Source organism: Rhizobium sp. TH135 (genome assembly GCF_002855515.1).
Lineage (GTDB): Bacteria > Pseudomonadota > Alphaproteobacteria > Rhizobiales > Rhizobiaceae > Allorhizobium.
Genome location: NZ_PKRP01000009.1, coordinates 111,924 through 136,892, shown reverse-complemented (window position 1 = coordinate 136,892; position 24,969 = coordinate 111,924). Strand labels below are relative to the sequence as shown.

The window sequence follows — 24,969 nt, the reverse complement described above, 5'->3', positions numbered from 1 at the left end:
TTTAACCCACTCGGTTTGTGGCTGCGGCTTCTGTCAGGGGATCGGCCTGAACCATTGCGAGCTTCAGCAGTTTTTCTTCGGTATAGTCGGCAGGCCAAAGCGACCCCGTCACTTCGCCCTCGCGCATCACCAGGATGCGGTCGCAGAGCCCAAACAGTTCGAGGTGTTCTGATGATATGACGAGGACTGCTCGGCCCTCAGCGGCGAGGGACTTGATGAGGGAATAGATCTCCGTCTTTGCGCCAACATCGACACCACGCGTTGGCTCGTCGAAGATCATCAGATCACCGTCGGCATGAAACCATTTCGCCAGCACGACCTTCTGCTGATTGCCGCCGGAGAGACTGCTAGCCGGATCATCCAGGCTTCCAGCCTTTATGCGTAACCGGGACGCCAGCGCCTTGACCGTTTCCTGCTCCTTTCGCCGGCGCATAAACCCGAAGGAGTTCACCAGAGGACGGAGCTTGGACATGGTGGCGTTGACCCGGATCGGAAAGTCGAGAATCAGCCCTTGTTCTTTGCGGCTTTCCGGGACGAGGCCAATCCCTGCCTTGACCGCGTCACGCGGCGTGTTGATCTTCCGCTTCTTGCCCTTAATGATTATGGCGCCAGAATGCGCTTTTTCAGCGCCAAAGATCATTCGCACCAACTCCGTACGACCTGCCCCGACAAGTCCGCCGAGGCCAACGATCTCGCCGGCACGCACATCAAGCGAAACACCCCTTATCCGTCTACCATCGGAGAGATTTTCGACCCGAAGAATTTCCGATCCAGGCTGGCGGTCCACATCCTCACCGAACAGCGCCTTCAGGGGACGCCCGACCATCATGCGTATGACATCATCGATCTCGACTTCGCTTCGCTGAACGCTCGCGACCGTAGCACCGTCCTTCATAACGGTGATGCGATCCGCGATCCGAAACACCTCGTCCAGCCGATGAGAGATGTAGATGATCCCGACACCGCGACCACGCAGAGTTCGGATGATATCGAGAAGTCTTTCCGCATCGCGAACCGACAAAACCGCCGTTGGTTCGTCGAAGACCATGACGCTTGCGTTGCGTGAGAGCGCCTTGGCAATCTCGACCACCTGCTGGTGCGCGACGGAGAGATCGCCGACAATGGCGGATGGTGAAATATCAAAGCCCAGGCTCGTGATGAGATCTTTCGCGCGACGGCGGAGATCCCGCCATGAGATAGCTGTCGGTAGCTCTGCGAGAAAAATGTTTTCCGCCACGGTCAGATCCGTCGCCAGTGCCATCTCCTGATGGATAATTGCGATGCCTTTATCGATCGCATCGATGGGGCTGCGGAACTGCTGCTGCGCGCCGCCAACTTTCACGATCCCAGCATCAGGCACGTACTCACCGCCCAGGACGCGCATCAGCGTTGACTTGCCGGCACCATTCTCACCGAGAAGGGCATGCACTTCGCCCGGCATCAAAGCGAACTCCACCCCCTGGAGCGCATGCACGCCACCGAAGGACTTGTGGATGCCGCTCAATTGTACATGATATTCCATGGCTCTTCCGATCATGTCCCTGCCGTGACCGGCGCATCGATCGGATGCAAGAATGCCGGACATAAAGGTCTTCAGGGGCCCGGCCGACGCATCTGCGCCGACCGGACCGGGAGGAACGTGTCTTAGAATACCGCGTCCTTATTGTAGTACTGATCGACGTTATCCTTGGTGATTGCGACCGGTGTCGTGTAGGTGATTTTGGAGATGTCACCCTCCAGCTCGCCATCAAGCGCCTTCTTGGCAAGGTCGACCGCCGTTGAGGCAACAAGCGCCGGGTCATTCAGGCCGGTGGCGCCGTACTTGCCCGCCTGGATCTGCTCCAGTGCTTCTTTCTGGCCATCTGCGGCAGCCAGGAAGATAACATCGTCTGTGCGGTTGGCCTGCTCCATCGCCCTTTGAGCGCCGAGCACCATGGAATCATTTTCGCCAAGGACGACGTTGATATCGGGGTTGGCCGTCAGGAGGTCTTCCATTGCAGTCAGGCCGCCTTCGTTGCCCCAGCCGCCCCAGCCTTGGCCGACCACTTCAAAGCGTGCACGGCCTTCGTTTCGAAGTTGGCCTTCGAGGAGACCCGCGAGAACACCCAGACGGCGCTCTTGACCCACTTCATTGCCCTTGTCGCCCGAAAGGAGCGCAATCTTGAGATCCTTGCCTTTGGTTTGGTCAGCAAGCCACTGACCGACCAGGAGACCATTCTGAGAATTGGATGACTGCACGAGGGTCACAAAATTGGCCTGAGGGTCGAGCGTCGAGTCAATTACGAAGACCTTGACGCCTGCGGCGGAAGCCGCATTGACCGCCGGGACCAGACCTTTGCTGTCACGTGGATTGATAATGAGTGCGCCGATGCCCTGGGCCACCATATCCTCCACGTCGGCCACCTGCTTGTTGAGATCGTTCTGCGCATCGACAGAGATAACCTCGCAGCCAAGCTCCTCGGCACGCTTCTTTGCAGACACTTCCTGGGCAGCAAAGTAGGGCGCATCAAGCGTTTTCATGGAAATGCCGATTTTGCAATCGGCGGCATTGGCTGCTGACACGGCGGTTAGCGAAACGGCTGCGCCAAGGGCGAGCTTAAAGGCGGTCTTTTTCAGGCTGTTCATGTGTTTTCTCCTCCACGAGAGCGCTTCAACGCAAGCCACTGTCTGTCTGGCTTGAATGTAGCGTAATTACGCAAATTTTTTCCGTCAATATATTTTTTGGGCGTTTTTGCAGAATTTTCGCCATAGGAGACTTGCTTTTTTCTCTTGCGAACATCCTTTGTCCGATTTATGTACTTTTACTACCAAACGGAGGAAGCAGGCATGCTGAGAGAACCGGTATCGAACATAGTCGATCCCAAGGCTGGCGGAATGAGCGGAAACACAGGCCGTTACGAGAAGCGCCTCAGTGACTTAAGCGGGCTTTACGCCGATCACGCCGCACATGCTGCCCTTTTGGAAAGCTCCGGTGACACTGTCGTCTATGACGTTGAAGAGTTCCGGCCCGGCTCTGAACCCGGCGATCTGATCTATGGCGTGACCCGTATGAACCCGGGTCGCGTGGGCTCTGAATTCTTCCTCACCCGCGGCCATATTCATGCCCGCGCAGACCGGCCGGAAATCTACTACGGCCAACATGGGCGTGGCCTGATGCAACTGGAATCTCCAGAAGGTGAGACTCGCATCGTCGAGATCGGGCCGCAGACTATCTGCTATGTCCCCCCGTATTGGATCCATCGGTCGATCAACATCGGTGACGAAGACCTTGTCATGGTCTTCGCTTATCCCGCCGACAGCGGCCAGGACTACGGCATCATCGAGAATTCCAACGGCATGAGGCACCGGGTGATGGCAGGTGCTGGCGGCGGATGGGAGCTGGTCGAGAACCCGGCTTACAGGGCGCGCACGGCCGCCACCGTCGACATGATCATGCGCAAAACAGCGTGAACGGAAACAGAGGATAAGCCAGTGACGAATCCTATCGAAATCATTGCCGACCTCGGCGTCGTGCCGGTCATCGCGATAGAGCGCGCCGAGGATGCCGTGCCGCTTGCCGATGCGCTCCTGGAGGGCGGACTTCCAGTTGCCGAGATCACGTTCCGCACTCCAGCCGCCGCTGATGTGCTTGCAACAATCCGTGACACGCGCCCTGAACTCTGCATCGGCGCGGGTACTATCCTGGATCTCGATAATCTTGATCGCGCCATTGCCTCGGGTGCCCGTTTCGGTCTCGCGCCGGGTTACGACCCGGAAATTGTGGAGGCCGCCCGGACCGCAGGCATTCCGTTTTGTCCAGGGGTCATGACTCCCAGTGATTTGACGCTCGCCGCAGCCCGCGGTGTGCGTCTTGCCAAATTCTTCCCGGCAGGGATTGCCGGTGGACCCAAAGCACTTGCCGGCATTTCCGCGCCGTTTGCTCATCTTGGTGTCCGTTTCGTTCCAACCGGGGGTGTCACTGAAGCCACCATCGGCGAATGGCTTGCCCTGAAGGCGGTCATTGCTGTTGGAGGCACCTGGATCGCCAAGACTGAGGACATCCGCGAGGGCCGCTTCGACGAGATTACTCGCAATGCTGCTGCCGCCGTTAAGGCAGCCCGCCAGTCTCTGGAGGCCCGCACGTGAGCCGATATCAAGCAGCCACTCGCCCGACCCTCTATTTTATCGGAGTTACGACGGGCAAAAGCTCAATCATGAAGGTGTTTCCTGCCTGGGCAGAATTCTTGGGCCTGAAGGATGCGCAGATCCAGGGTATCGACTTCAAGCTACACGACGATCGCGAAGCCTATCGCGAGGCTGTCGAGTTCATCCGTGATGATCCGCTCTCCATGGGCGCTCTCGTGACCACCCATAAGATCGACCTCTTCCATGCGTGCCATGATCTTTTCGACTTTGTCGATCCGCATGCGGCGCTGATGGACGAGACGAGTTGCATCTCCAAACGAAACGGCAAGCTTGTTTGCCACGCCAAGGATCCCATTTCCTCGGGCCTTGCCATAGATGGGTTTCTAAGCCCCGGCCACTTCTCCGCATCGGGCGCAGATCTATTTTCCATGGGCGCAGGCGGCTCCACGATCGCCATCACCTGGCATCTGATGCGTGTCAGCCGTGGAGGGGATGTGCCCGGCCGGATTGTCGTGTCGAACCGCAGCCAGCATCGCCTGGACGAGATCCGTCGCATCCATCAGCAAGTGGAAAGCAACGTTCCCGTGGAATACGTCCTCGCCCCCACTCCGCAGGACAATGATGCGGTTCTGAAAACTCTGAAGCCGGGCTCGCTCGTCATCAACGCCACCGGGCTTGGGAAAGATGCACCCGGTTCACCGCTTTCGGATGATGCGCGGTTCCCCCGGAACTCAGTGGTCTGGGACCTCAACTACCGCGGCGACCTCGTATATTTGGATCAGGCGCGACGCCAGAAGGATGCGATGGCTCTGCAGGTCGAGGACGGCTGGACCTATTTCCTGCACGGCTGGACACAGGTGATCGCCGAGGTGTTCGACATTGCGATACCTGCTTCTGGCCCCCTTTTCGATAGGATCTCCGAAATCGCGATGGAAGCGGCCGGGAGATAGACCATGATTCAACGTATCCTCGTCACCCCCCGCTCCCTGACCGCCGAGCCGCATCCCGAAGTGGAGCGGCTGCGGCAGGAAGGTTTTGATATCGTCTATTCCTCCGCAGGCGCGATGCCAACGGAGGACGAATTGTTGCGTCTGGTACCGGACTGCGTCGGTTGGCTTGCCGGCGTAGAACCTATCACGCCGCGCATTGTTGAAGCAGCAGGCCAATTGAAGGTCATTAGCCGTAATGGGGTCGGCGTAGACAATCTTCCTGTCGATATGCTGCGACAGCGTGGAGTCGAAATACGTATTGCGGAGGGGGCCAATGCTCTTGGCGTCGCAGAACTGACAATCGGGCTCATGTTCAGCGCGCTCAGGTCGATCCCTCGCGTCGACGCCGGGATCAAGACCGGCGGCTGGCCCCGACTGCGTGGAGCCGAGATTCGGGGACGCAAGGTCGGCGTTATCGGTTGCGGCGCGATCGGTCGTGAGGTGGCGCGAATAGTGATTGCTCTCGGCGCCGATGTGATAGCCTTCGATCCGGCACGTCCTAACCTTGATCTGCCGTCGAACGCATTTCGGTACGCCGAAATCGACGAAATTGTCCGCGTCTGCGACATTGTCACTTTGCACTGCCCCTTGCCGCGCGACGGATCGATCCTGATCGACCGCGCGCGGATCAATGAGGCGCGGCCAGGCCAAATCCTGATTAACACCGCCCGCGCCCGCCTGTTGGACGAGGACGCGTTGATCGAAGCTCTGGATGTTGGGCACGTAACAGCCTATGCGACCGACGTATTCGACCAGGAGCCGCCGACATCACTTGCTCTGGCTGCCCATCCGCGGGTCATTGCAACAAGCCATATCGGCGGCTTCACCGCCGAAAGCGTAGACCGCGCCACGCGAATTGCTGCCCTTAATCTCCTATCAGCGCTAAAGCCGGTGCATTGATGGCCGGCCCGCTTGCGACGCATCCTCTTAATCGAGCTCTCTCAGAGGTACTCAGTGATCCGCCGACGACGGACCTAGCGATCTACTGGCTGGGCCAAGCCGGCTTTGTCATTGACCTCGCTGGCCGGCGGGTTGTCATCGACCCCTATCTCTCCGACAGTCTCGCCGAAAAATATCGAGGCACGGCAAGGCCGCATCTGCGGATGATGCCTGCGCCGGTCGCACCCGAAAGTATCCGGGCAGTAGACGCCGTTCTATGCACACATGCACACACGGATCACATGGATCCGGGCACGCTAAAGCCACTTCTTGCGTCCAATCCACAGTCTAAACTCGTGGTCCCGCGGGCCGTGGTTACACAAGCGGCAGACCGCTCCGGGCGGTCGACGAACGACATTATCGGGATTAATGCTGGCGAAAGCATCGAAGTCGTGTCGGGAGTTAAAATCAATCCGACGCGTGCGGCCCATGAGACACTCGATACCGATCTACATGGGAATCACCTATATTTGGGCTATGTTCTGTATGCGGGTAACACTGCGATCTGGCATTCGGGTGACTGTGTTCCCTTTCCCGGCCTCATCGCAGAAGCAGCATCATTTTCCCCCGACATTGCAATGCTGCCAGTCAATGGCCGCCAACCGGAACTCTCCGAAAACGGAGTGCCTGGCAATTTCTCGTTAGAGGAAGCGGTGACGCTCGCCCGGCAGATTGGTGCTCGAAGCATGGTAGCGCACCATTACGGGCTCTTTGATTTCAACACGGAGGACCCGCAGACCATAGACGCCAAAGCTGCGTCTTGCAGTGAAATTCACCTCATCAGGGCCTCGACAGGCGTAGCCTATTGCGCGGCGCTTCCGTGAAGAAGCCGCTTGCTATAGAGAGTAGATCGAGCTGATCGCATGCCGCGATGCGATGTGAGACGCGGGCAGGAAGGCAAGGACATGGATACGGATCTCCGCGGAAATTCGGGCGGCAATATCATCGAGATCATCCGTACGATGCGGCCCGAACTGCGCAAGTCAGACCGTAAGGTGGCGGACGTAGTCCTCGACGACCCCCGCAGAATCATGAACGCGACCGTCGGCGAGACGGCGGCACTGGCGGAGGTCAGCCAGCCTACGGTGCTGCGCTTTGCAACCGCGATCGGCTGCAGCGGCTTCCAGGACTTTAAGATCCGGCTTGCGCAAAGCCTCGCCTTCGGCACGCCAGCCACTCACTCCGTCTTGCTTGATACCGACGAACCCGAGATCGTGGCGGAGAAGATCTTTGACTATACGATGACAAGCCTCGACTGGGCGCGTTCGCGCCTCGATAAGGCGGCGCTGCGGAAAGCGATCGATGTTCTCGCTGAAGCGCGGTCTATCGTCTTTTTTGGGTTCGGCGCTTCCGGGATTGTTGCCCGCGATGCACAGCAGAAGTTTCCCCTGTTCGGGGTACCCTGTGTCGCAGAACTCGACAGCCACCAGCAGCTGATGGTGGCATCCATGATGAAGCCGGGCGATGTGGCTTTCGTGATCTCCAATACAGGAACGACTCGATCCATCATAGAAATTGCCCGGATCGCCCGTGAAAACGACGCTGTCGTGATAGGTCTCACCGGTTCCGACTCGCCGCTTGTCAGCTACTGTGATGTGACATTGATAGTCGAGACGCTGGAGAACACAAACATGTACACGCCAACGATCTCGCGCATCGCAGCGCTTGTGGTCATCGATATTCTCTCCACCAGCGTTGCAATGCGCCGCCCGGCCAACGACCAGGCCCGCATCCACCAGATGAAACGGCAGCTGAGTGACATGCGCCGCATGCAGCCGCTTTAAGCGGTCCACTGCATCGTGCTCGTACCAACAACGACCGATAATTCGTTTAGCTAACAGAACCAAGTTAGGGAATTGAGCTGATTCGCCGCTGCGGATGCTGGGACATTCTCGCCTTGAACGGATTCGAACCAGCAACCTGTGCGTAGAGCTGTAGCCGCCAAAACGATACATCCCAACTGTATAAAGGCGATGTGCTCCTTTCGAGCAAAACGTCAGAATCTGCTCGACATTAAGGTATGAAGGATCAAAAGTTCCGCATCGCTCTCGAAACATCCTGAAGGTTGAGAAAAACTCGGTAACGACGTTCGTGGAGTGCTTTCATGTCCTGGCCAACCGGCGGGTAGACCGCGGCAGTCTTAGAGATGGCTCCCATGGCATCTCGAACATCCGGGAAGGCGCCGGCAGCGACGCTACCAAGGATCGCCGAACCGAGCAGGATTGGCTCTTCGGCAGCCGGTGCCACAACCGGCTTGCCGCAGGCATCGGCGAGGATCTGGCGCACCAGAGCGCTTGCACCCGCACCACCGCTGATCACCACCCGTTCGACGGAAGCACCCGCCTTTGCCTGTGTCTCAATGATCTGCCGCAAGCCGTAACCGATGCCACACAGGCCGGCAACGTAGAGCGCGATCAGGTTGTCGAAATCACGCTCCATGCCGAGGCCGGCGATCACCGCTCGCGCATGCGGGTCGGCAAAGGGCGCTCGATTGCCGAGGAATTCCGGTACGACATGCAGCTCTTCTGCAAGCTCGACGGCCTCGGAAGAATTGGAGACCTTCAATGCTGCCTGTTCGGCCATGAAAGCGGGCAAAGACTTCCCCTCGGCCAGTGCCCGGGCGGTCGCCTCGGCGGCAGCGGGATGGAAGGAGAGAAGCTGATCTATCGCCGCGCCAGCGGCACTCTGGCCACCCTCGTTCAACCACATGCCAGGTACCATGGCCGAATAATATGGCCCCCAGACGCCTGGCACGAAAACTGGCTCGGCCGTCGACGTCATGGTGCAGGAGGAGGTCCCGAAGACGTAAGCCAGGTTCTCGGCCGGCTTGCCGCCGATGCCGACCGTCCCGATGCCACCCGCATGGGCATCGATCATGCCCGCGGCGACCGCCGTGCCGGGTTTGAGCCCCATGGCTTCGGCCGCCTCTGCGGTCAGCCCTTGCCCCAATCGGCTACCGGGCTCGACAATGTCGGTGCCGATGCGGGCAAAGCCTTCTTGCGCCAGTTCCGAGAGGCCGATCTGCTCGAAATAGCTCTGATCCCACCGTGCCTCATGGGCGAGATAGGTCCATTTGCAGGTCACCGTGCAGGTCGAGCGTGACAGATCGCCGGTCGATTTCCAGGTCAGAAAGTCGGCGAGATCGAAAAACTGCCAGGCGCCCGCGAAGGTCGCCGGGCGGTTTTCCTTCAACCACAGGATCTTCGGCGTCTCCATCTCGGGCGAGATGCGGCCACCAACATAGCGCAACACATCATGCCCCATGGCATTGATACGCTCGGCCTGGGCCACGGCGCGGTGGTCCATCCAGACGATGATGTCACGCTTTGCCTCTTCCGAGGGGCCTACAGCGAGCGGTTTGCCGCCCTCGCCCAGGACTACAAGCGAGCAGGTCGCATCAAAGCCGAGCCCGATGACCTGATCCGGCGACACGCCGGCTGCCTGCACCGCCTCGCGAATGATCGCACAGACGGCATTCCAGATCTCGGTGCTCGACTGCTCGACGATCGAGCCTGCCTCGCGGTAAAGCGTGATATCGCGTTTCACGACAGACAGCATGCGTCCCTCAAGGTCGAAGAGGCCAGCACGCGCGCTGCCCGTTCCGACATCGACGCCGATGACGTAGCCCTTGGTCATGATGGACAATCCTGCTGATGGTAGCGCCATGTCAGTGGCTGGAGGCAAATTCTGCCATGCGCCTGATCAGGAAGAACCCGACTGTGGCGCCAGCATCCTGCAAGCCCACGGTCTTTTCCTGAAAAGCCGCAGCCTTTCCGTGCTGTGCCACCATCGACTTCGTCGCCTCCAGCGCGTCTTCTGCAGCCTTGGCAGCCGAAGCCAGTGCAACTGGAACACTGTCACCCTTTTCAGCCGCTGCCTCAAGGGCCCTGGTGAGCGGATCAAGCACATCAAGCAGGGTCTTGTCGCCGACCTTGGCCTTGCCTCGCTCCGCAATACCATCGGTATAGGCCCGCCAGAACTGAGCAAGAGCAGCCGTGTCCAGGGCATCCCGTCCCTCCACAGCCTTGCTCGCTCTCAGAAAGCCCGTCGCCGTGAGCGTTCCCATGGTCGAGGGCGCAGTCCGCGCCATCGTGGCACCAGCGGTGCGCAGAAGTTTAGACAGTCCTGCATCCGGGCCATCAGCGGCCACCGCTTGGGCGGCTGCGGCAAATGACTTGGCCATCGTGATCCCGAGATCGCTGTCGCCGACCTTGCCGTCGAGGGCGATCAGAAATTCGCGCTGCTCGGCAAAGAGTTGCTGCCAGCTTTGAAACAGCGCGATCAGGTGGCCCGCGTCCAGTTTTGCAAGGCTCATGGCGTTACCCCGTGACATGCTTGAAGAAGGGTGTGTTGGCTGGAGCGGCCATCATGCGGTCGAGTTCGGCATCCAGATGCAAGATCGAGATGGAGGCACCCGCCATTTCCATCGAGGTTGCGAATTCACCGATCCAAACATGCTTTGCCTTGACGCTTCGGGCATCAAGGAGCTGTTTGACACGACGGAAGAGAATGTACAGCTCCTCAAGCGGCGTACCGCCCAGACCGTTGATCAAAACGGCCACCTCTTCCCCTGCCGCGTAGCTCGTCTCCTTGAAGATGCGTTCCATCATCTCGTCGACGACCGCGTCGGCAGCGGCCAGTTTCTTACGGCTGATGCCAGGTTCGCCATGGATGCCCATGCCGATTTCCATCTCGTCCTCGCCGATCGAGAAGGTGGTATGGCCGATCTCCGGCACCACGCAGCTCGATAGCGCGACCCCCATGGTCCGGGTCCTTGAACGGGCCTTGTCGGCGACACGCGCCACGTCATCCAGCGAAAGCCCCTCTGCGGCAGCAGCACCTGCCGCCTTGTAGATAAAGAAGATGCCTGCAACACCACGGCGCTTGTGTTCTTCTCCGACGATAGAGGAGGCGACGTCGTCGTTACCGACGACTTGCTTGACGGCAATCCCATCGAGGTCCGCAAGCTCCGCTGCCATATCGAAATTGATGATGTCGCCAGAATAGTTGCCGTAGATGTAGAGGACCCCTGCCCCCTGATCGACGGCTTTGGTCACCTGATACATCTGCTCGGCGCTTGGAGACTGGAAGACACCCCCCACCGCCGCGCCATCCAGCATACCGTCACCGACGAAACCGAGGAACGTCGGAAGATGACCGGACCCACCGCCAGTGGTCAGTCCGACTTTGCCGGCCTTCGGTTTGGCAGTCACGAGGCAACGCAGGTCGTCATTTGCATAGGTTACCATCGGATGGGCGGCGTAAATGCCTTCCAGCATCTCGTCGACGAAGTCGACCGGGTCGTTGAGAAACTTCTTCACTGTATCCTCCACTGTTACTTTTTGCGCTGGCGCGTGACGAAGAAGGCAGCTGCAAGCAGGATGAAACTGCCAACCACAAGCCGCTGCCAGGTGCTGGGAATCCCGACGAGGACAAGCACGCTGTTGATGACGACGATCAGGAGAACGCCGAGGATGGTGCCAAGAACCGTTCCGGTCCCGCCGGTAATGCGGGCGCCCCCCAGAACAACGGCGGCAATCACATTGATTTCGGTTCCCACGAGATCGAAGGGATTGGCCTGTCGGTTGGCGCAGACATGGATGATGCCAGCGAGGCCGGCCAAGGCTCCGGCATAACCGAACAGGAAGAGGTGCACGGTACGCAGGCTATAGCCCAGCCGCTCGGCGATACTCGCATTGCCGCCGACGGCGAAGATTGCACGGCCCATCAGTGTTCGGTTGAGGATCCACCAGGTGAGGATCGCTGCTGCCGGCAGAACGAGGAAGTAGAAGGGCAAGGTGACTGTCGCACCATTTGCCGTTTCGAACTGCAAAAGCGGCATGCGGCCGAATGCACCCATCTGCGGCGGCAACGACATGATCCAGACGGTGCCGATGAAAGACAGGAGAAATCCGCGGAACAGATACTGGGTGCCGATCGTCACAATCAAGGACGGCACCCGAAGGTGGTGAACGAGGAGGCCGTTGACCACGCCAAGCGCCACACCGCCCAGCATCGACATCAAGATGATCAGGATCATCGGCGTCCCTGGCAGATAGGTCTGCACCAAGAGGGTCACCGAATACATGGTGAAGGCGGCAATGGCGGTGAACGAAACGTCGATGCCACCAGCCGCGAGGATGACGAAGACACCGAGCGCAAAGAGCCCCATCACCACACTGGAACGGCCGATATCAATCAGCGTCGAGGGCTGAAGGAAGGCGGGATTTGCGATCGAAACGGCCACGCAAATGGTGACCAGGAGTGCAAACGTGATGGTTTCAGGTCGCCGCCGGATCAGGGATCCGATGCCCCCGCGACGGGAGGAAGACAGCGATACATCCGCTTTAGTCGTATTCATTGGTCTGCCACCTTCGCACTACCAAGCATAGCCCGGTACAAGTCGTCTTCGGATGCCGCGCCCGCATCAAACTCGGAAACGATCCGGCCACCGTTCATCACGAGAATCCGATCGGCGTTCTGCAGAAGCTCTGGCAGGTCGTCACTCACGACGATGAGGCCCATGCCCGATGCCGAGAGCGACTGGATGACCCGGTAGATCGTATCCTTCGAACCCACATCGACTCCGACGGTCGGCCCATGAAGAATAAGCAGTCTGGGACGAATGCTAAGCCAGCGTCCGATCAGGACACGCTGCTGGTTTCCGCCTGAAAGCGAGCTGACCGGAAGATCGATATTCTTGGTGTTGAGGCGCATCTGTACCGACAGCTCATCGGCCAGTTTTCTGCCCTTGTCGCTGTCGATTACGCCGATCGCATTGGTGAGATCCTTGACGACTAGGGCAATCTCGTTCTCGAGGATCGACTTGTCGAGGAACAGCCCCTCAGCCAGACGATCTTCCGGCACATAGCCGATCCCATAGCGAATGGCGTCGGAGGGTGACGACAGGCGGGCCGTCTTGCCATCGATCGTCATTGTCCCGCCGGTGACCAGCATGACACCAGCAAGCGCCATGGCAAGCTCGTTGCGGCCGGAATCGGCAAGACCTGTGATCCCGAGGATCTCGCCGGCATGGAGAGCGAGCGACACTCCCTCAACATTCTCCGTCCTCAGGTCTTTGATGTCAAAGAAGACATCGCCTGCGGGACGTCCCTCACGATAGCGGGTGGCCGTGATCGCACGTCCAGTCATCAATTCGGACAGATCGTCCTTGGTGTACTCAGCAATCGGGCCCTGGGCGACACATTGACCGTCGCGAAAGACGATCGCGTTGCCCCCGATGCGGTAGCATTCTTCGAGCTTGTGGGTCACGAAAAGCACGGTGACGCCTTCGGCACGCAGCCGCTCGACCACATCGATCAGATTGTCGACTTCGCGCCGTGTCAGCGACGTCGTTGGTTCATCCATGATCACGAGCTTGGCGCGCGTTGCAATGGCACGAGCGATCGCCACGAGCTGCCGAGCTGCCAAGGGAAGATCCTCGACGATCTCCTGCATGAAGGCGCGGTCAGACGGCAGCCCGACGGCTTTAAGTGCTCGCGCGGCAGTTTCATTGAGTTTGCTCCTGCTGAACAGGCGCGCGAGCCGTCCCGCGGCCGAGACAAGCTGCTCGGTAAGCGCAACATTTTCGGCAACCGTCATATTCGGCAGCAAAGACAAGTCCTGGTAGACCGTCTCGATACCGGCGGAGAGGGATTGGATCGGCGTCAGCGCTTGGAAAGGCTTGCCCTCGAGAATGATCTCACCCGCCGACGGGGGATGAGCGCCGGACATGATCTTGATGACCGTGCTCTTGCCACAGCCGTTTTCACCGAGCAGGTGATAGACCTGTCCGCGCTCAAGCGTCAGGTTGATGCCCCGCAAGGCATGCACGCCTCCGAACCACTTCTGGATGTTCTCTAGTTTGAGCAACTCTTTCGGCTGCCCGATACTGTTTTGCATTGCGACCACGGAGCACGACCCTCATTTTGTCCGCAGCCTCGTCTCTGCTGCGGTCGTGTGACCGGGAGACTGTCTCCCGGTCACGGCTGCTGAGTTGGAGGATCAGAAGAGGAAATCCTTGTAGGTAGCCTTGTCGGCGAGAACCATGCCATTGCCGACGACGAGCAGACCCTTGCCGGCGCCCTGCTTCACACTGACCTTTTCATAGCCGGGCACGCCGAGATCCATGCCGTCCGTCAACTCCTTCTTTTCAAGCAGGAGCTTAGCGATGGTGTTCATCGCCATGCCCGCCTTCTGCGGATCCCAGAAACCGATTGCGGTAATGGCGCCGGATTCGAGAAGATCGGCAGACGGATTGGGAAGACCTGTACCAACCAGGCAAATCTTGCCGCTCAGGCCAGCCTCGTCGATCGCGCGACCGACGCCCAGCACGTCATTGCCCGCAGAGGTCTGGAAACCCTTGATGTCAGGGTGCTTGCGCAAGATTTCCTTGGCCTTTTCGTAGGTGGCATTGGCGTCGTCGAAGGATTCGTTGTTTGCATCAACGAGCTGCATGCCAGCGTATTTCTTGGCATTTTCCTCGCCGGCACCGACCCACTGCATATGCGTGCGGCTACCGAGCGAACCGACAAAGGTCGTCCACTTGCCTTCCTTGCCCATGCATTCGGCGAGACGTTCGTTGAGGGCTGCGCCGTAGTCGGCGTTGTCGAAGGCTTCGACATTGGCATTGGTGTTCATCTGGTTGTCGGCTTCATGGGTGACCACCACGATACCGCGTTCCATCGCACGCTGAAGCGTACCTTCAAGCACGGCCGGGTCCATCGGCACGACAGCCAAGGCGTTGACACCCTTGGCAACGAGATCGTTGACGATCTGGAGCTGCTGGGCGGAGTCGGCCGTTGCGGGACCACTCTGGCTGGCGACCACGTCGGCATTCGCCTCCTGGAAGGCGACGACACCGGTGTTCATGCGGTCGAACCACGGGATACCGCTGATCTTGACCACAGTTGCGATGACGGGCTTCTCCTGAGCCACAAGCGCACCGACCGAGCCTCCCAGCGCGACCGCCGCAATTGCGGTTCCGACCATCATTTTCCTGGTAAACGAGTTCATGCTTTCCTCCACAAGTTTTCCCTCGATTTGTTACTTCGGCGATTGAGGGACCGACGCCGAAGGATCTTCAGAGCGACGCATCGGTGCGAAGAAGCCGATCACGTCGTAACGGCCGACCGCGAGGAAGGTGAGAAGCAGGGCTCCCCAGGCAAAGTCGCGGACAAAATTGGAAAGACCGCCAAAATTCAAAAGGCTCGACATGAGCTGAAGCGCAACGGCGCTCAGTACGACGCAGACGACTCGGCCATACCCACCCTCGGGACGAACGCCCGCCATCACAACGATCAGGATCGCAATCAGAAGATAGGAGCTGCCATAGTCGAATTTCACGTTGACGTTGCGGGCCGCAATGATGATGCCGGCCAGCCCAGACAGGGTCCCTGACAGGGCATAGGTTGCCAGAATGACAGCACTTTTGGGGAAGCCGGCAAAGGTGGCAGCCTTCGGATTGGTGCCCATCAGCATCAACCAGAGACCATAGGGTGTGTATTTCAGCACGGCTCCGATTGCTGTTGCGACAACAATGAAGATGACGAAGCTGATCGGCACTCCGAAAAGCATGTCATTGCCGAGGCTCCACAGAAGTGCAGGACTGCCGACGGTCACGGCGCGACCTTGAGAGATGACAACGGCAAGACCCATGAAGGCCATCTGCGTGCCGAGCGTGCACAGGATCGGCGTAATGTTGAAGCGCGCGATCAGTATGCCGTTGAAAAGTCCGCCAGCAAAACCGACAGCGAGACAACCAACCATAAATCCGATGCTGAAGCTGGTCGGATCGGCAGATGGGCCAAGCAAGGCGACCATCAAGACCGCAGAAACAACACCGGACAGATTGGCGAGCGCAATACCCGACAGGTCGATCCCGCCATTACCGGCACACATGGCCAGCATCACGCCGATCGCCAGAAGCCCGATTTCGGGGACCTGACCTGCCATGGATTGCAGATTGAACAGTGACAGAAAGGAGCCGCCGGAGATCAGCACTCCAGCAACAAGCAGCAGGGCGTTCATGATGACGAGCATCACGAATTGGCCGCCGGTTCCCCGCATGGTCTCCTCCCATGTTTAGTGAACGTTTCACGACTTCACTAAACGCTAACAAAGCGGAAACCCTGTGGCAAGCCCTATTTTGAGCGCAATTCTCGTTGCGAACCTATCGCAATTCCCGTAAACATCGCGCTTAACAGTCACCTTGTTTAGTAAATTATCTCGCAGATGCAGCATTCGGGACAGCGATGAAGAACGGCAAGAATCTCACGATCCGAGACATAGCGGAGGCCGCGGGTGTCTCTGCTGCAACCGTATCGCTGGTGCTGAACGGGAAAGGTGACATTTCGGGTGTCACGCGCGCCAAAGTGCTCGAAGCGGTGGCCAGCCTCAACTACGTGCCGAGGACAAGCAAATCGACCGCCGAACCGGGCGAAACCCTCCGGTTCTTGAAGATCGCCAAACATGGCCACACCGTAAACCGCGACCACAGCGTGTTTATCTCGGACTACATTGATGGCATGTCCGCCGAGGCCACCCGGCGCAACTACACGCTCGAAGTGGTAAGCTTCGAAGGACAGCCGATCAGTTCAGTCGCAGAATCGCTTGCAGGATCACCAATCTCGGGTGTTGTTGCCCTCGGAACCGAGCTGACAGAAGCCGACATCAGACTGATCCAGGGACTGGGCTATCCCACGGTATTCATCGATACGTTCTTCGATGTCATCGACGCCAATTTCGTCGACATGAACAATGAGGATGCGGTCTTCAAGGTGCTGTCGCGCTTTCACCAGCAGGGCTTCCGGCGGATAGGCTTTGTTGCCTCGCACGTCGAAACGACAAATTTCAAGCTTCGCCGCGATGCCTTTTTCAAGAACATGGCACGGCTGGGCCTGACCGTTGACGAGACCGACGTTCTCTCGGTGGAATCGACCTATGACGGCGCTTACAGCGATACCCGGCAGTTGCTGGCAGACGGACTGGATCTGGCTGAATGTTATTTCTGTACCAATGACATCATCGCCTATGGCTTCATCCGCGCACTGCGAGAACACGGCCTGAAAATCCCTGATGATGTCTCGATCATCGGATTCGACAACCTGCCCCAGAGCGCAACGATGGATCCGGGGCTGACGACGATCGAGGTTTCCAAACGAAAGATCGGCTACCTGGCCGTGACCATCCTGGATGACCTAATCAACTCGGCCGAGCCCCAGCCGTCCGTGAAGATCCAGGTCGGAGCGGATCTCGTGCTGCGCGGAAGCCATGAAAAGCTTGTTCAGCGCAGCAAGAACCGAGCACAAAAGCTCCAACAGCCCGCAGAATGAAGGCGGACCGGCCGATGGCACAGGTACGGAAACTAACTTTCATCCATACCGTGCCCGCGCTGGAATCGTTCTTCAGTTCGCTTGCGTCAGAACGGCTGCCAGACTGGCAACTCTCTTCAATCTCGGATGAGAGCCTGCTCTTGCAGACGATTGAGAGGGGCCACGTGGGCGAAGACGTTGCCGATCGGCTCGCAAAGCATGTCGATGACGCAAAAAATGGCGGGAGCAGCGCCATTATTGTCACCTGTTCGACGCTCGGTGAGGCTGTCGATGCGCTGGCCGCAAAGACCGTGACGCCACTTTATCGGATCGATAGAGGCATGGCGGAAAAGGCAGTTTCTCAAGCATCGACAATTGGCGTCCTCGCCACATTGCCAACAACGCTCGACCCAACCACGCGCCTGCTTCAACAGACGGCGGAGAGATTGAACCGCCGGTGCAAATTCGTACCGAGGCTCTGTTCCGATGCATTCGCTCGCCTGAGAAACGGCGATCGCGAAGGCCATGACGCGTTGGTCCGCGACGCCTACGAGGCGCTGTCGAGCGACGTCGAACTCGTCGTCCTCGCCCAGGCATCGATGGCGCGCGCCCTTCATTCCAGCCCACAACATCGACCTTACCTGACAAGCCCCGAGCTCGGCATGGACCATATCGCCGGATTGCTTCGCCTTTCGCGCATGTCGAGCGACTGATTTCGAGGAGAATGAAATGGAATACAGAACTCTGGGCCGTTCGGGTCTCAAGGTATCCGCAATATCCATGGGCACGTTTTCATTTGGCGGTGTTGGTGGATTTGCCAAGGTTGCCAACCAGGGGGTCGAGGAGGCGCGCCGCCTGATCGATGGTTGCATCGACCTCGGGGTCAATCTCTTTGATACGGCAAACATGTATTCCCTCGGGCGGTCGGAAGAAATCCTGGGCGAAGCACTGGGAACCAAGCGCAATGACGTCCTGATTTCGTCCAAGGCACGCATGAAGATCGGCGACGGGCCCAACGACGATGGCGCGTCTCGCTACCATGTCATTCGCGAATGCGAACGGTCGCTCAAGCGACTGAAGCGTGACCACATCGACATCTATTTCATGCATGAATGGGACGGCCTGACGCCTCTCGATGAAACGCTGGAGGCGCTGGCTACGCTGCAGCAACAAGGCAAGATCCGCTACATTGGCTGCTCGAACTATTCCGGCTGGCATATCATGAAGGCTCTGCAGATCTCGGAGAGCAAGAGCTTGCCGCGTTTTGTGACCCAGCAGATCCATTACACACTCGAAGCGCGGGAGGCGGACTACGAGCTGATCCCGCTATCGGTAGACCAGGGGCTTGGCGTGATGGTCTGGAGCCCTCTCGCCGCCGGTCTTCTCTCGGGCGCCTTCGGACGCAACAAGGCTCCGGAACAGTCGCGACAGGCGCAAGGTTGGAGCGAACCGCCCATTCGCGATGCAGAACGACTGTGGACGATCGTCGACGTGCTCGAGGAAATCGCGACGGAAAGAGGTGTATCTGTCGCCCAGGTCAGCCTCGCCTGGACGCTGTCGCGGCCGGCGATTTCGACACTCGTGGTTGGCGGCCTTAACGAAAACCAGTTCCGCGACAATATCGCGGCCACCAGTCTCAAGCTTTCCGAAGCCGAGCTGTCCCGGCTCAATCTGGTGAGCCGCCCGCCCTACATCTACCCATACTGGCATCAGCACAATTTCGCAGCAGACCGCCTGTCGCCCGCGGACCGGGCGCTGCACGCCTCGTTCGACGATCTCGGGATGGTGTAAATTTCCGCACGCACGTCACAAGGAAAGCTGCCAATGGAACCCGACACCTGGAGGGCAGCGGAGACCACAGTCCGAATAGCGCTCAAGGTAATCGAATGAAATTCGCTTCGCGTCTCATGGTGATTTGGAATTGAAGATTTGGGGTCGACAGCAGACAGTGAGCTCCTGCTCCACGAGCCAAAGTATCAGACATTCATGTGAGCCCAGACGATAGCTTACTCCACCAAATTACAGGGTGACGCTACTCGCTTACGTCACCCTCTTCGTTCCCTTGCTTACGAGGTAGAACCTCCAGCAGGCCAGGCACGAGGACCAGACCTCCCCCGATCATTTCATGCGTGTGCAGGCGTTCGCCTGCAATCAGGCTTGCGGTGGCGGCTCCTACCAGGACTTTGGACTGACCTGCTCCCCTGGAATGTCCTCGGTTTGAGGTTAGTCTGTTCTCCGAAGGAGGAGACAGAGAATGAAGCGTTCCCGTTTCAGCGACGAGCAGATCATCGGTATTTTGAAGGAGCGTCAGGCCGGGCTCTCGGCTGTTGAGCTCTGCCGCAAATACGGCGTCAGCGACGCGACCTTCTATAAGTGGCGTTCGAAGTATGGCGGCATGGAAATAGCTGAGGCCAATCGGCTGAAGGCTGTGGAAGATGAGAATGGCAGACTGAAGCGCCTCCTGGCCGACGCGATGCTCGATGTGTCGAAGCGGGTGCTGGCGCAACCCTTTATCCTGGCCGCCGAGGCGATCGGCGTATCGCCCTCGACCATGTTTGTTTCGACACCTGCTGCCCAATACCTTGCCGCTACTGAGAAGCTATATCGGCAACCAGTCCGGCGCCGCGGCCATCGCATATGCCTCGCTCGCCTTCATTGGTCTGGAGGCAGACCCCTCGCTTCCCGATTGGGGCGCAAAGCTGTTCTAGTATCGGATGTTCATTTTCGACGATCCATTGCTGATCCTGTGGCCAACGCTGGAGCTGGCAACGACCGTCTTCCTTTTCCAGCAGGCCGGTGATCGCTGATAGCGACACGGCCTGTTGATGCCTATCGCCTGTGTTCGATGAGGGCCGCCCCCTGCAAGGCGGCGAGGATGATAACAACACCGGCGACCACATGCAGCGCGGGCACCTCGCCGAACACGAAATAGCCGACGGCGGTGACCACCACGATGGACAGGTAGCCGACCGGCGCCAATACGCTGGCATCGGCAAGACGGTAGGCCCGCAGGAAACAATATTGCCCCAGCTGGGCAAGAAGCCCGATCCCCAGCAGCGGCAGCCAGTCGATCGGCCTGACCGGCTGCCAGGTCATGATGGCGGGAACGGCAGTGATGACCACCAGCCCCACGGTGTAGAACACCATCATCACGGTGAGGTTCTCGTCTTTCAGCGCGCGGGTCTGGACGGTGGCCAGGGCCCCGAACACCACGGACAGGAGAATGACAAGCACCTTGGCATCGAAGCTTGCGGTGCCGGGCGCGATCACGACCAGCACCCCGACAAAGGCAAGGCATGCCCCGATCCAGCGCATACGGCTCACCCTTTCGCCCAGCATCACCACGGCAAGCGCCATTGTCACCAAGGGCCTGGAAAAACCGACGGCATTGACCATCGCGAGTGGCAATATGGTAATCGCCAGGAAATTGCTGGTCAGCGCAATCGCGTTGCAGGAAATCCTGACGATGTTCCGCCAGGGATGGCGAACATTGCGCATTTCCCGGCGGTGGCGCCAGATCAGGGGAAGGATGAAAACCAGGCCGATCATCGCCCGAATGAACACCAGCTGGAAGGGCGGATAGGTCACCCCTTGCGCCTTGACAAGCGCCGTCATCCCGCCTGACACGAGCGCCATGTCCAGCAGCAGCCAGCCGATGGCGGCGCGGGGATCGCTTTCCCGCGCCAGCACAGCGTCCGGTTGGGCAGGGCCAGTCACGCCGGCTGCACGAGATTGGCCATCAGCCGGAAGGCGCCAGGGACCAGCTTATCCATCTGGTGGTGCAGAACGAGGCTGGTATGGGTGTGGCGCCCCTTGCCGATCGCTGCGGAAATCAGTGCTCCCTTCAGCGGCTGCTCGTCGACATCATGCATGGAAAGCAGCGGCTCATAGGCATCGTCCCACTGCGCGGCGAAGTAAAGTCCGCGCTCCTTGTTCCAGCCGCTCCAGTCCTCCGGGCCGATCCGGTTTGGGCCGGATAGCAGGGGATGGCCGGGTGAGAGAACCGTCACTTCGGCATCGGGATCGGTGACGCGCCAGCGTAGCGAGGGGCTGCCAATCTCGATACGCCGAACCGGCGTTTCACCGGGGCGCCATCCATCGGTCGGGCGATGGTAGAGCGTAAGCAGATGCCCCCCCTCCTCGACGAAGCGGTGCAGGCGTTCGGTCGCCGCTGCCAGGTCCTTGCGGATGCCAAAAGCAAAAATCCCGACGACGATAGTGGTAAATCGCGACAGATCGCCCGCCAGCGCCGCCGCATCGAGCTCCGTCACCTTGAGACCCATGCGCGACAGCCAAAGACCGACACGGTCGGCACCGCCGCCGACATAACCGACGTTAGCGCCTTCCGGCAGGATCAGGTCCAGCGACAGGATCCTCAGAAGAGATGGCTGACGGAACGCAGTGCGGCCGATATGACGGAAGGAGATCGGCGCGATCTGGAATGCCGGACGACCGCCAAGCCTTGGCTCCACCTCGACCAGGCCCGGACGCAACGCGCCAGCCGGCGAAGCGACCCAGCCACTATCGGCCGGGGTCATCGTCCAACCGTCAGGAGCATCGAACGAAAGGAGGGCCGATGGACCGGTCATCTCGACCTGCACCGGCCACGCACTGCGTGAGCTGTCCAGCGGCACCAGCAACGCATCAGGCGAAAGCGTCAGCGATTGCGCGGGAGAGACCGAAAAGGGCTCCTCCAGATCAAACGGCGCGGAGACTGGCCGCCCATCAATCTCGGTGGAGATCCTGATATGGCCATGGCCGTTGCCGCCTAGCGCAGACCAGCCCGGCAGAAACTGTTCCGACAATGGCGTCGCCGCATCGGCCGCCAAGGCGAAGCTGACATCCGGACCCTCCGCCTGGAGAGCAGCCGACACGCCAGACGGCAACACAGGCTCGACCTTGACCCTGGTCTGCTTTGCCCCCTCACCCAGCTCGACGATGAGTTTCGCCGCCGAACCGGGAGCAATCGCTGCGGGGTCGGCATAGGCGCGCTCGAAAAGCGCCGCGGCCTCGACGATCGCGTCATCGAGCTCGCGTCGCTTGCGTTCGACACGGTGGCCGTGTTGGGCGGTGAAAGCATCTGGCGCTGATGTGGCGACGATATCAAGCGCCCGCGCAGCTTTCAGAAGACTTGCGGTGATGGCGACGCGATCGGGAAAGGTGGTGACTGCGGCACCAATGGCATCATGTGCCGTGCGCAGCGCGGCCGCCACGTCTTCCGAGAGGCCGGGGAGATCCGCCAGAGCGGCAAGAGAGGCCGGCAAGCCTTCAAGGATCGACCGCTCCGCCTTTGATCCTCCGGCCGCAATCTTCAGATGAAGCGGCCAGACGGTATCGACCTGGCGCGGCCAGTGGCCCATGCCCTGCGAAGCGTGGAAGTAGCGCGACCACTCGCCGATGCGGTCGAACTCCGCGCCAGTTGCGGCCTCGCGACCGATGGCGGTGACGGAGACGGTCGCCTCGGGTGGCGGCACCTCGTCGTCATAGGTATCGCCGCCGCCGGACCAGGCCGGCAGGTAGTATTTGGCAACCGTCCACGGCTGCAGTCCCTCGTCGAAGTGCTCAGGAAAGGCAGTCGCGTCCGCCGCCAGCGCCAGGGCCGTTTCCGCAGCCCGGGTCATGGCGCGGTGATGGCCGTGCTGACCTGGAACATCGAGGAAGGTCGGGATGACGATATCAGGCCTCTCCTGGCGATAGGCGCGCACGAGACGTTCGACGACGCGGTCCTCTCCCCAGCGGACAAAGGTCTGGTCGCCATTTTTGGAAAAACCAAAGTCATGGACAGTATCCGCCGGGCCATGGCCCAGCCAGTGGATATCGGCATCCAGCACACGGGCTGCCTCTTCCATCTCGCGCGACCGCATGACCCCGAGGGCACCCAGGCGCTCCAGCCCGAGCGCATTCTGCCCGCCTTCGCCGCGGGTCGAGCAGGCGATGACGACACGCAGGCCAAGCCCGAGGCGCAGCCAGGCGAGCATGCCGCTCTGTTCGTCATCCGGATGCGCGCCGGTGTTCATCATCGTCACCGTCGAGGTCAGCCTGCTGAGCCTGCGATGCAGCCTGACCAGCGACGGATTGTTCATCTGCCGTTCGATGCGTTCGCGGGCTGTCAGCATGCGGGTCTCCTCAGGTTGTCATGGCGCGATGGAACCGCCGGAAGCACGGAGCGATATCTCCAGCTTCGGCGTCACCATGTCGAATAAGGGAAGGGCGGCGGCACCCAGCGCCGCCGTCAACTGGCCGGTCTGGCCGCGGATCACGCGCGCCAGATCGCGCTCGCGGCGGCTCGCGACCGAGACTGGCAGCGGCGCCATGTGGGCGATGACGTCATCGATGATCGAATCGGGCAGCGTGCCGCCGAAGATGAGTGTCTGCGGGTCGAGGATGTTTTCCAGCATCGCCACCATGGGCCCCAGGTACATGGCGGCCTCTTCCACCCAGTCGACGATGACCGGATGGCGCTCGGCATGAAGCCGCTCGAGGTCGTCGAAGGACGGGGCAACAATCCCGGCGGAGCCTAGCTTTTCCTTCAGCGCATATGTGGACACATAGCCTTCCAGGCAACCGCGCTGTCCGCAAGAGGGGCATTGCTTGCCCCTGGGCATGACGGTGACATGGCCGATCTCGCCGGCATTTCCGAAGGCTCCCCGATAGGGCGCGCCATCCTGGATGATGCCAAGCCCGAGACCCACGCCGAAATAGACCATGCAGAAATTAGAAATGGCGAGGCCCGCCCCGAACAGCCGCTCACCCACGGCTGCAGCCGTTGCGTCGTTCTCGACGATGACCTGATGTCCGCAGGCTTCGCTCAGGGCCTGGGCGGCATCGCGCCCGGCCCAGCCCGGCAGAGTGGTCGGGCCAACCGAACTCATACCCTCGATCTCGAAAGGCCCCGGCATGACCACACCGGTGCCAAAATGCCTGGAGCCTGCAATCTCCCGCATCGCGTTAAACTCGGACGCGAATGTCGACAGGATATTGTCCGGCTCCCGGTCCCGCAGCGAGAGGATGCGCTGCGCCTTCAGCCGGCCAGACAGATCCAGCGCCACGGTGACGATGTGGTCGGCAGCGATTTCGACGCCGATCGTCACGCCACCCTCGGGGTTCACAGCAAACTGGATCGGCGGCTGACCCCGGCCTGTCCGAAGCCGCCCCATTTCCATCAGCAGGCCTTCGCCCACCAGTTCATCGACGATGTTTGCGACCGCCTGCTGCGTCAGTTGCGTCAGCTTCGCGATGTGAGCACGCCCCAGGGTTTCGTGCTGGCGCACGATATCCAGCACCACCCGGCGATTATGGTCGCGGCTGCGCTCCGGGTTCTTGCCGATGGCAACAGGGTGATTCCCGATCGGGTGTAGGGTCATGTCGCTTTCCTCACTCGAAATTCATAGCGTCCAAAAGCCGGCGCTCGCAATACAATAATTCAAGTAAATTATCTTATTGACATCCGACCAATCTCGGGAGACCGTAGTCATCGAATGACGGTCAGGAAAGGCCGTCGGTCCGCCGGGAATGCACAATCCCCGGATGTTGGAGCGTGCTGTCACGCCAACGGTGATGGACGCAGGGAACAACCCCCAAGACCGGAAAAGCCGGCGGGGAAA

21 protein-coding genes and 1 pseudogene are annotated in these 24,969 nt (G+C 59.8%); 10 read left to right on the top strand and 12 right to left on the bottom strand.

Annotation, left to right across the window (positions count from 1 at the left end; all coding sequences use genetic code 11):
- Nucleotide 1 precedes the first annotated feature (1 nt).
- Nucleotides 2-1,522: a sugar ABC transporter ATP-binding protein gene (locus C0V73_RS22575; RefSeq protein WP_102022258.1), complete on the bottom strand. Its 1,521-nt coding sequence runs from the start codon at nt 1,520-1,522 to the stop codon at nt 2-4.
- A gap of 122 nt (nt 1,523-1,644) precedes the next feature.
- Nucleotides 1,645-2,625, bottom strand: a complete 981-nt coding sequence (locus C0V73_RS22570; RefSeq protein ID WP_102022257.1) for a substrate-binding domain-containing protein — start codon at nt 2,623-2,625, stop codon at nt 1,645-1,647.
- Between the two features lie 201 nt (nt 2,626-2,826).
- Between C0V73_RS22570 and C0V73_RS22565 the strand changes: the two genes are divergently transcribed.
- The 6 genes from C0V73_RS22565 to C0V73_RS22540 all read left to right on the top strand — a co-directional run bounded on the left by C0V73_RS22565 (nt 2,827) and on the right by C0V73_RS22540 (nt 7,837).
- Nucleotides 2,827-3,450, top strand: a complete 624-nt coding sequence (locus tag C0V73_RS22565) for a glucose-6-phosphate isomerase (protein WP_172450277.1) — start codon at nt 2,827-2,829, stop codon at nt 3,448-3,450.
- A 21-nt stretch (nt 3,451-3,471) separates the two neighbouring features.
- Complete coding sequence (gene eda / locus C0V73_RS22560; RefSeq protein WP_102022256.1) at nt 3,472-4,125, top strand: bifunctional 4-hydroxy-2-oxoglutarate aldolase/2-dehydro-3-deoxy-phosphogluconate aldolase; 654 nt, start codon at nt 3,472-3,474, stop codon at nt 4,123-4,125.
- Nucleotides 4,122-5,075: a shikimate dehydrogenase gene (locus tag C0V73_RS22555; RefSeq protein WP_102022255.1), complete on the top strand. Its 954-nt coding sequence runs from the start codon at nt 4,122-4,124 to the stop codon at nt 5,073-5,075. Before eda ends, C0V73_RS22555 begins: the two co-directional genes overlap by 4 nt.
- Nucleotides 5,076-5,078: 3 nt before the next feature.
- Nucleotides 5,079-6,014, top strand: a complete 936-nt coding sequence (locus C0V73_RS22550; RefSeq protein WP_245408075.1) for a phosphoglycerate dehydrogenase — start codon at nt 5,079-5,081, stop codon at nt 6,012-6,014.
- Entirely contained in the window at nt 6,014-6,877 is an 864-nt protein-coding gene (locus C0V73_RS22545; protein ID WP_102022254.1) for an MBL fold metallo-hydrolase, read from the top strand. Before C0V73_RS22550 ends, C0V73_RS22545 begins: the two co-directional genes overlap by 1 nt.
- A gap of 81 nt (nt 6,878-6,958) precedes the next feature.
- Entirely contained in the window at nt 6,959-7,837 is an 879-nt protein-coding gene (locus tag C0V73_RS22540) for a MurR/RpiR family transcriptional regulator (protein ID WP_102022253.1), read from the top strand.
- Nucleotides 7,838-8,081: 244 nt separating this feature from the next.
- Here the strand turns inward: C0V73_RS22540 and C0V73_RS22535 are convergent, their stop codons facing one another.
- The 7 genes from C0V73_RS22535 to C0V73_RS22505 all read right to left on the bottom strand — a co-directional run bounded on the left by C0V73_RS22535 (nt 8,082) and on the right by C0V73_RS22505 (nt 16,121).
- Nucleotides 8,082-9,689 carry an FGGY-family carbohydrate kinase gene (locus C0V73_RS22535; RefSeq protein ID WP_102022252.1) on the bottom strand — a complete coding sequence of 536 codons (1,608 nt, stop codon included), beginning with the start codon at nt 9,687-9,689 and terminating at the stop codon, nt 8,082-8,084.
- A 31-nt stretch (nt 9,690-9,720) separates the two neighbouring features.
- Entirely contained in the window at nt 9,721-10,368 is a 648-nt protein-coding gene (locus C0V73_RS22530; protein ID WP_102022251.1) for a dihydroxyacetone kinase subunit L, read from the bottom strand.
- A gap of 4 nt (nt 10,369-10,372) precedes the next feature.
- Complete coding sequence (locus C0V73_RS22525) at nt 10,373-11,374, bottom strand: dihydroxyacetone kinase subunit DhaK (RefSeq protein ID WP_102022294.1); 1,002 nt, start codon at nt 11,372-11,374, stop codon at nt 10,373-10,375.
- A 14-nt stretch (nt 11,375-11,388) separates the two neighbouring features.
- Nucleotides 11,389-12,414: an ABC transporter permease gene (locus C0V73_RS22520; RefSeq protein ID WP_102022250.1), complete on the bottom strand. Its 1,026-nt coding sequence runs from the start codon at nt 12,412-12,414 to the stop codon at nt 11,389-11,391.
- Entirely contained in the window at nt 12,411-13,955 is a 1,545-nt protein-coding gene (locus C0V73_RS22515) for a sugar ABC transporter ATP-binding protein (protein WP_102022249.1), read from the bottom strand. The genes C0V73_RS22520 and C0V73_RS22515 overlap by 4 nt, the downstream gene beginning before the upstream one ends.
- A gap of 102 nt (nt 13,956-14,057) precedes the next feature.
- Entirely contained in the window at nt 14,058-15,068 is a 1,011-nt protein-coding gene (locus C0V73_RS22510) for a substrate-binding domain-containing protein (protein WP_102022248.1), read from the bottom strand.
- A 30-nt stretch (nt 15,069-15,098) separates the two neighbouring features.
- Entirely contained in the window at nt 15,099-16,121 is a 1,023-nt protein-coding gene (locus C0V73_RS22505; RefSeq protein WP_102022247.1) for an ABC transporter permease, read from the bottom strand.
- Between the two features lie 185 nt (nt 16,122-16,306).
- On the opposite strand from C0V73_RS22505, the gene C0V73_RS22500 reads away from it, so the two are divergent.
- The 4 genes and pseudogenes from C0V73_RS22500 to C0V73_RS22485 all read left to right on the top strand — a co-directional run.
- Nucleotides 16,307-17,386 carry a LacI family DNA-binding transcriptional regulator gene (locus C0V73_RS22500; RefSeq protein WP_102022246.1) on the top strand — a complete coding sequence of 360 codons (1,080 nt, stop codon included), beginning with the start codon at nt 16,307-16,309 and terminating at the stop codon, nt 17,384-17,386.
- A 14-nt stretch (nt 17,387-17,400) separates the two neighbouring features.
- Nucleotides 17,401-18,078 carry an aspartate/glutamate racemase family protein gene (locus C0V73_RS22495; RefSeq protein ID WP_102022293.1) on the top strand — a complete coding sequence of 226 codons (678 nt, stop codon included), beginning with the start codon at nt 17,401-17,403 and terminating at the stop codon, nt 18,076-18,078.
- A gap of 16 nt (nt 18,079-18,094) precedes the next feature.
- Nucleotides 18,095-19,156, top strand: a complete 1,062-nt coding sequence (locus tag C0V73_RS22490; RefSeq protein WP_102022245.1) for an aldo/keto reductase — start codon at nt 18,095-18,097, stop codon at nt 19,154-19,156.
- Nucleotides 19,157-19,619: 463 nt separating this feature from the next.
- A pseudogene (locus tag C0V73_RS22485) lies at nt 19,620-19,847 on the top strand (transposase); the annotation flags it as partial.
- A gap of 347 nt (nt 19,848-20,194) precedes the next feature.
- On the opposite strand, the gene C0V73_RS22480 reads toward C0V73_RS22485, so the two are convergent.
- The 3 genes from C0V73_RS22480 to C0V73_RS22470 all read right to left on the bottom strand — a co-directional run bounded on the left by C0V73_RS22480 (nt 20,195) and on the right by C0V73_RS22470 (nt 24,729).
- Nucleotides 20,195-21,001 (bottom strand): DMT family transporter, encoded by an 807-nt coding sequence (locus C0V73_RS22480; RefSeq protein ID WP_102022292.1) that lies wholly within the window; start codon nt 20,999-21,001, stop codon nt 20,195-20,197.
- A 77-nt stretch (nt 21,002-21,078) separates the two neighbouring features.
- Nucleotides 21,079-23,481 (bottom strand): PIG-L family deacetylase, encoded by a 2,403-nt coding sequence (locus C0V73_RS22475; RefSeq protein ID WP_102022244.1) that lies wholly within the window; start codon nt 23,479-23,481, stop codon nt 21,079-21,081.
- Between the two features lie 18 nt (nt 23,482-23,499).
- Nucleotides 23,500-24,729 (bottom strand): ROK family protein, encoded by a 1,230-nt coding sequence (locus tag C0V73_RS22470; RefSeq protein ID WP_102022243.1) that lies wholly within the window; start codon nt 24,727-24,729, stop codon nt 23,500-23,502.
- Between the last annotated feature and the right edge of the window lie 240 nt (nt 24,730-24,969).

What these genes read in the sequence shown, in the direction of transcription:
- C0V73_RS22575 (WP_102022258.1), bottom strand. Translation starts at nt 1,522, where the DNA reads ATGGAATATCATGTACAATTGAGCGGCATCCACAAGTCCTTCGGTGGC.
- C0V73_RS22570 (WP_102022257.1), bottom strand. Translation starts at nt 2,625, where the DNA reads ATGAACAGCCTGAAAAAGACCGCCTTTAAGCTCGCCCTTGGCGCAGCC.
- C0V73_RS22565 (WP_172450277.1), top strand. Translation starts at nt 2,827, where the DNA reads ATGCTGAGAGAACCGGTATCGAACATAGTCGATCCCAAGGCTGGCGGA.
- C0V73_RS22550 (WP_245408075.1), top strand. Translation starts at nt 5,079, where the DNA reads ATGATTCAACGTATCCTCGTCACCCCCCGCTCCCTGACCGCCGAGCCG.
- C0V73_RS22545 (WP_102022254.1), top strand. Translation starts at nt 6,014, where the DNA reads ATGGCCGGCCCGCTTGCGACGCATCCTCTTAATCGAGCTCTCTCAGAG.
- C0V73_RS22540 (WP_102022253.1), top strand. Translation starts at nt 6,959, where the DNA reads ATGGATACGGATCTCCGCGGAAATTCGGGCGGCAATATCATCGAGATC.
- C0V73_RS22535 (WP_102022252.1), bottom strand. Translation starts at nt 9,689, where the DNA reads ATGACCAAGGGCTACGTCATCGGCGTCGATGTCGGAACGGGCAGCGCG.
- C0V73_RS22530 (WP_102022251.1), bottom strand. Translation starts at nt 10,368, where the DNA reads ATGAGCCTTGCAAAACTGGACGCGGGCCACCTGATCGCGCTGTTTCAA.
- C0V73_RS22520 (WP_102022250.1), bottom strand. Translation starts at nt 12,414, where the DNA reads ATGAATACGACTAAAGCGGATGTATCGCTGTCTTCCTCCCGTCGCGGG.
- C0V73_RS22515 (WP_102022249.1), bottom strand. Translation starts at nt 13,955, where the DNA reads ATGCAAAACAGTATCGGGCAGCCGAAAGAGTTGCTCAAACTAGAGAAC.
- C0V73_RS22510 (WP_102022248.1), bottom strand. Translation starts at nt 15,068, where the DNA reads ATGAACTCGTTTACCAGGAAAATGATGGTCGGAACCGCAATTGCGGCG.
- C0V73_RS22505 (WP_102022247.1), bottom strand. Translation starts at nt 16,121, where the DNA reads ATGCGGGGAACCGGCGGCCAATTCGTGATGCTCGTCATCATGAACGCC.
- C0V73_RS22500 (WP_102022246.1), top strand. Translation starts at nt 16,307, where the DNA reads ATGAAGAACGGCAAGAATCTCACGATCCGAGACATAGCGGAGGCCGCG.
- C0V73_RS22495 (WP_102022293.1), top strand. Translation starts at nt 17,401, where the DNA reads ATGGCACAGGTACGGAAACTAACTTTCATCCATACCGTGCCCGCGCTG.
- C0V73_RS22490 (WP_102022245.1), top strand. Translation starts at nt 18,095, where the DNA reads ATGGAATACAGAACTCTGGGCCGTTCGGGTCTCAAGGTATCCGCAATA.
- C0V73_RS22480 (WP_102022292.1), bottom strand. Translation starts at nt 21,001, where the DNA reads ATGGCGCTCGTGTCAGGCGGGATGACGGCGCTTGTCAAGGCGCAAGGG.
- C0V73_RS22475 (WP_102022244.1), bottom strand. Translation starts at nt 23,481, where the DNA reads ATGCTGACAGCCCGCGAACGCATCGAACGGCAGATGAACAATCCGTCG.
- C0V73_RS22470 (WP_102022243.1), bottom strand. Translation starts at nt 24,729, where the DNA reads ATGACCCTACACCCGATCGGGAATCACCCTGTTGCCATCGGCAAGAAC.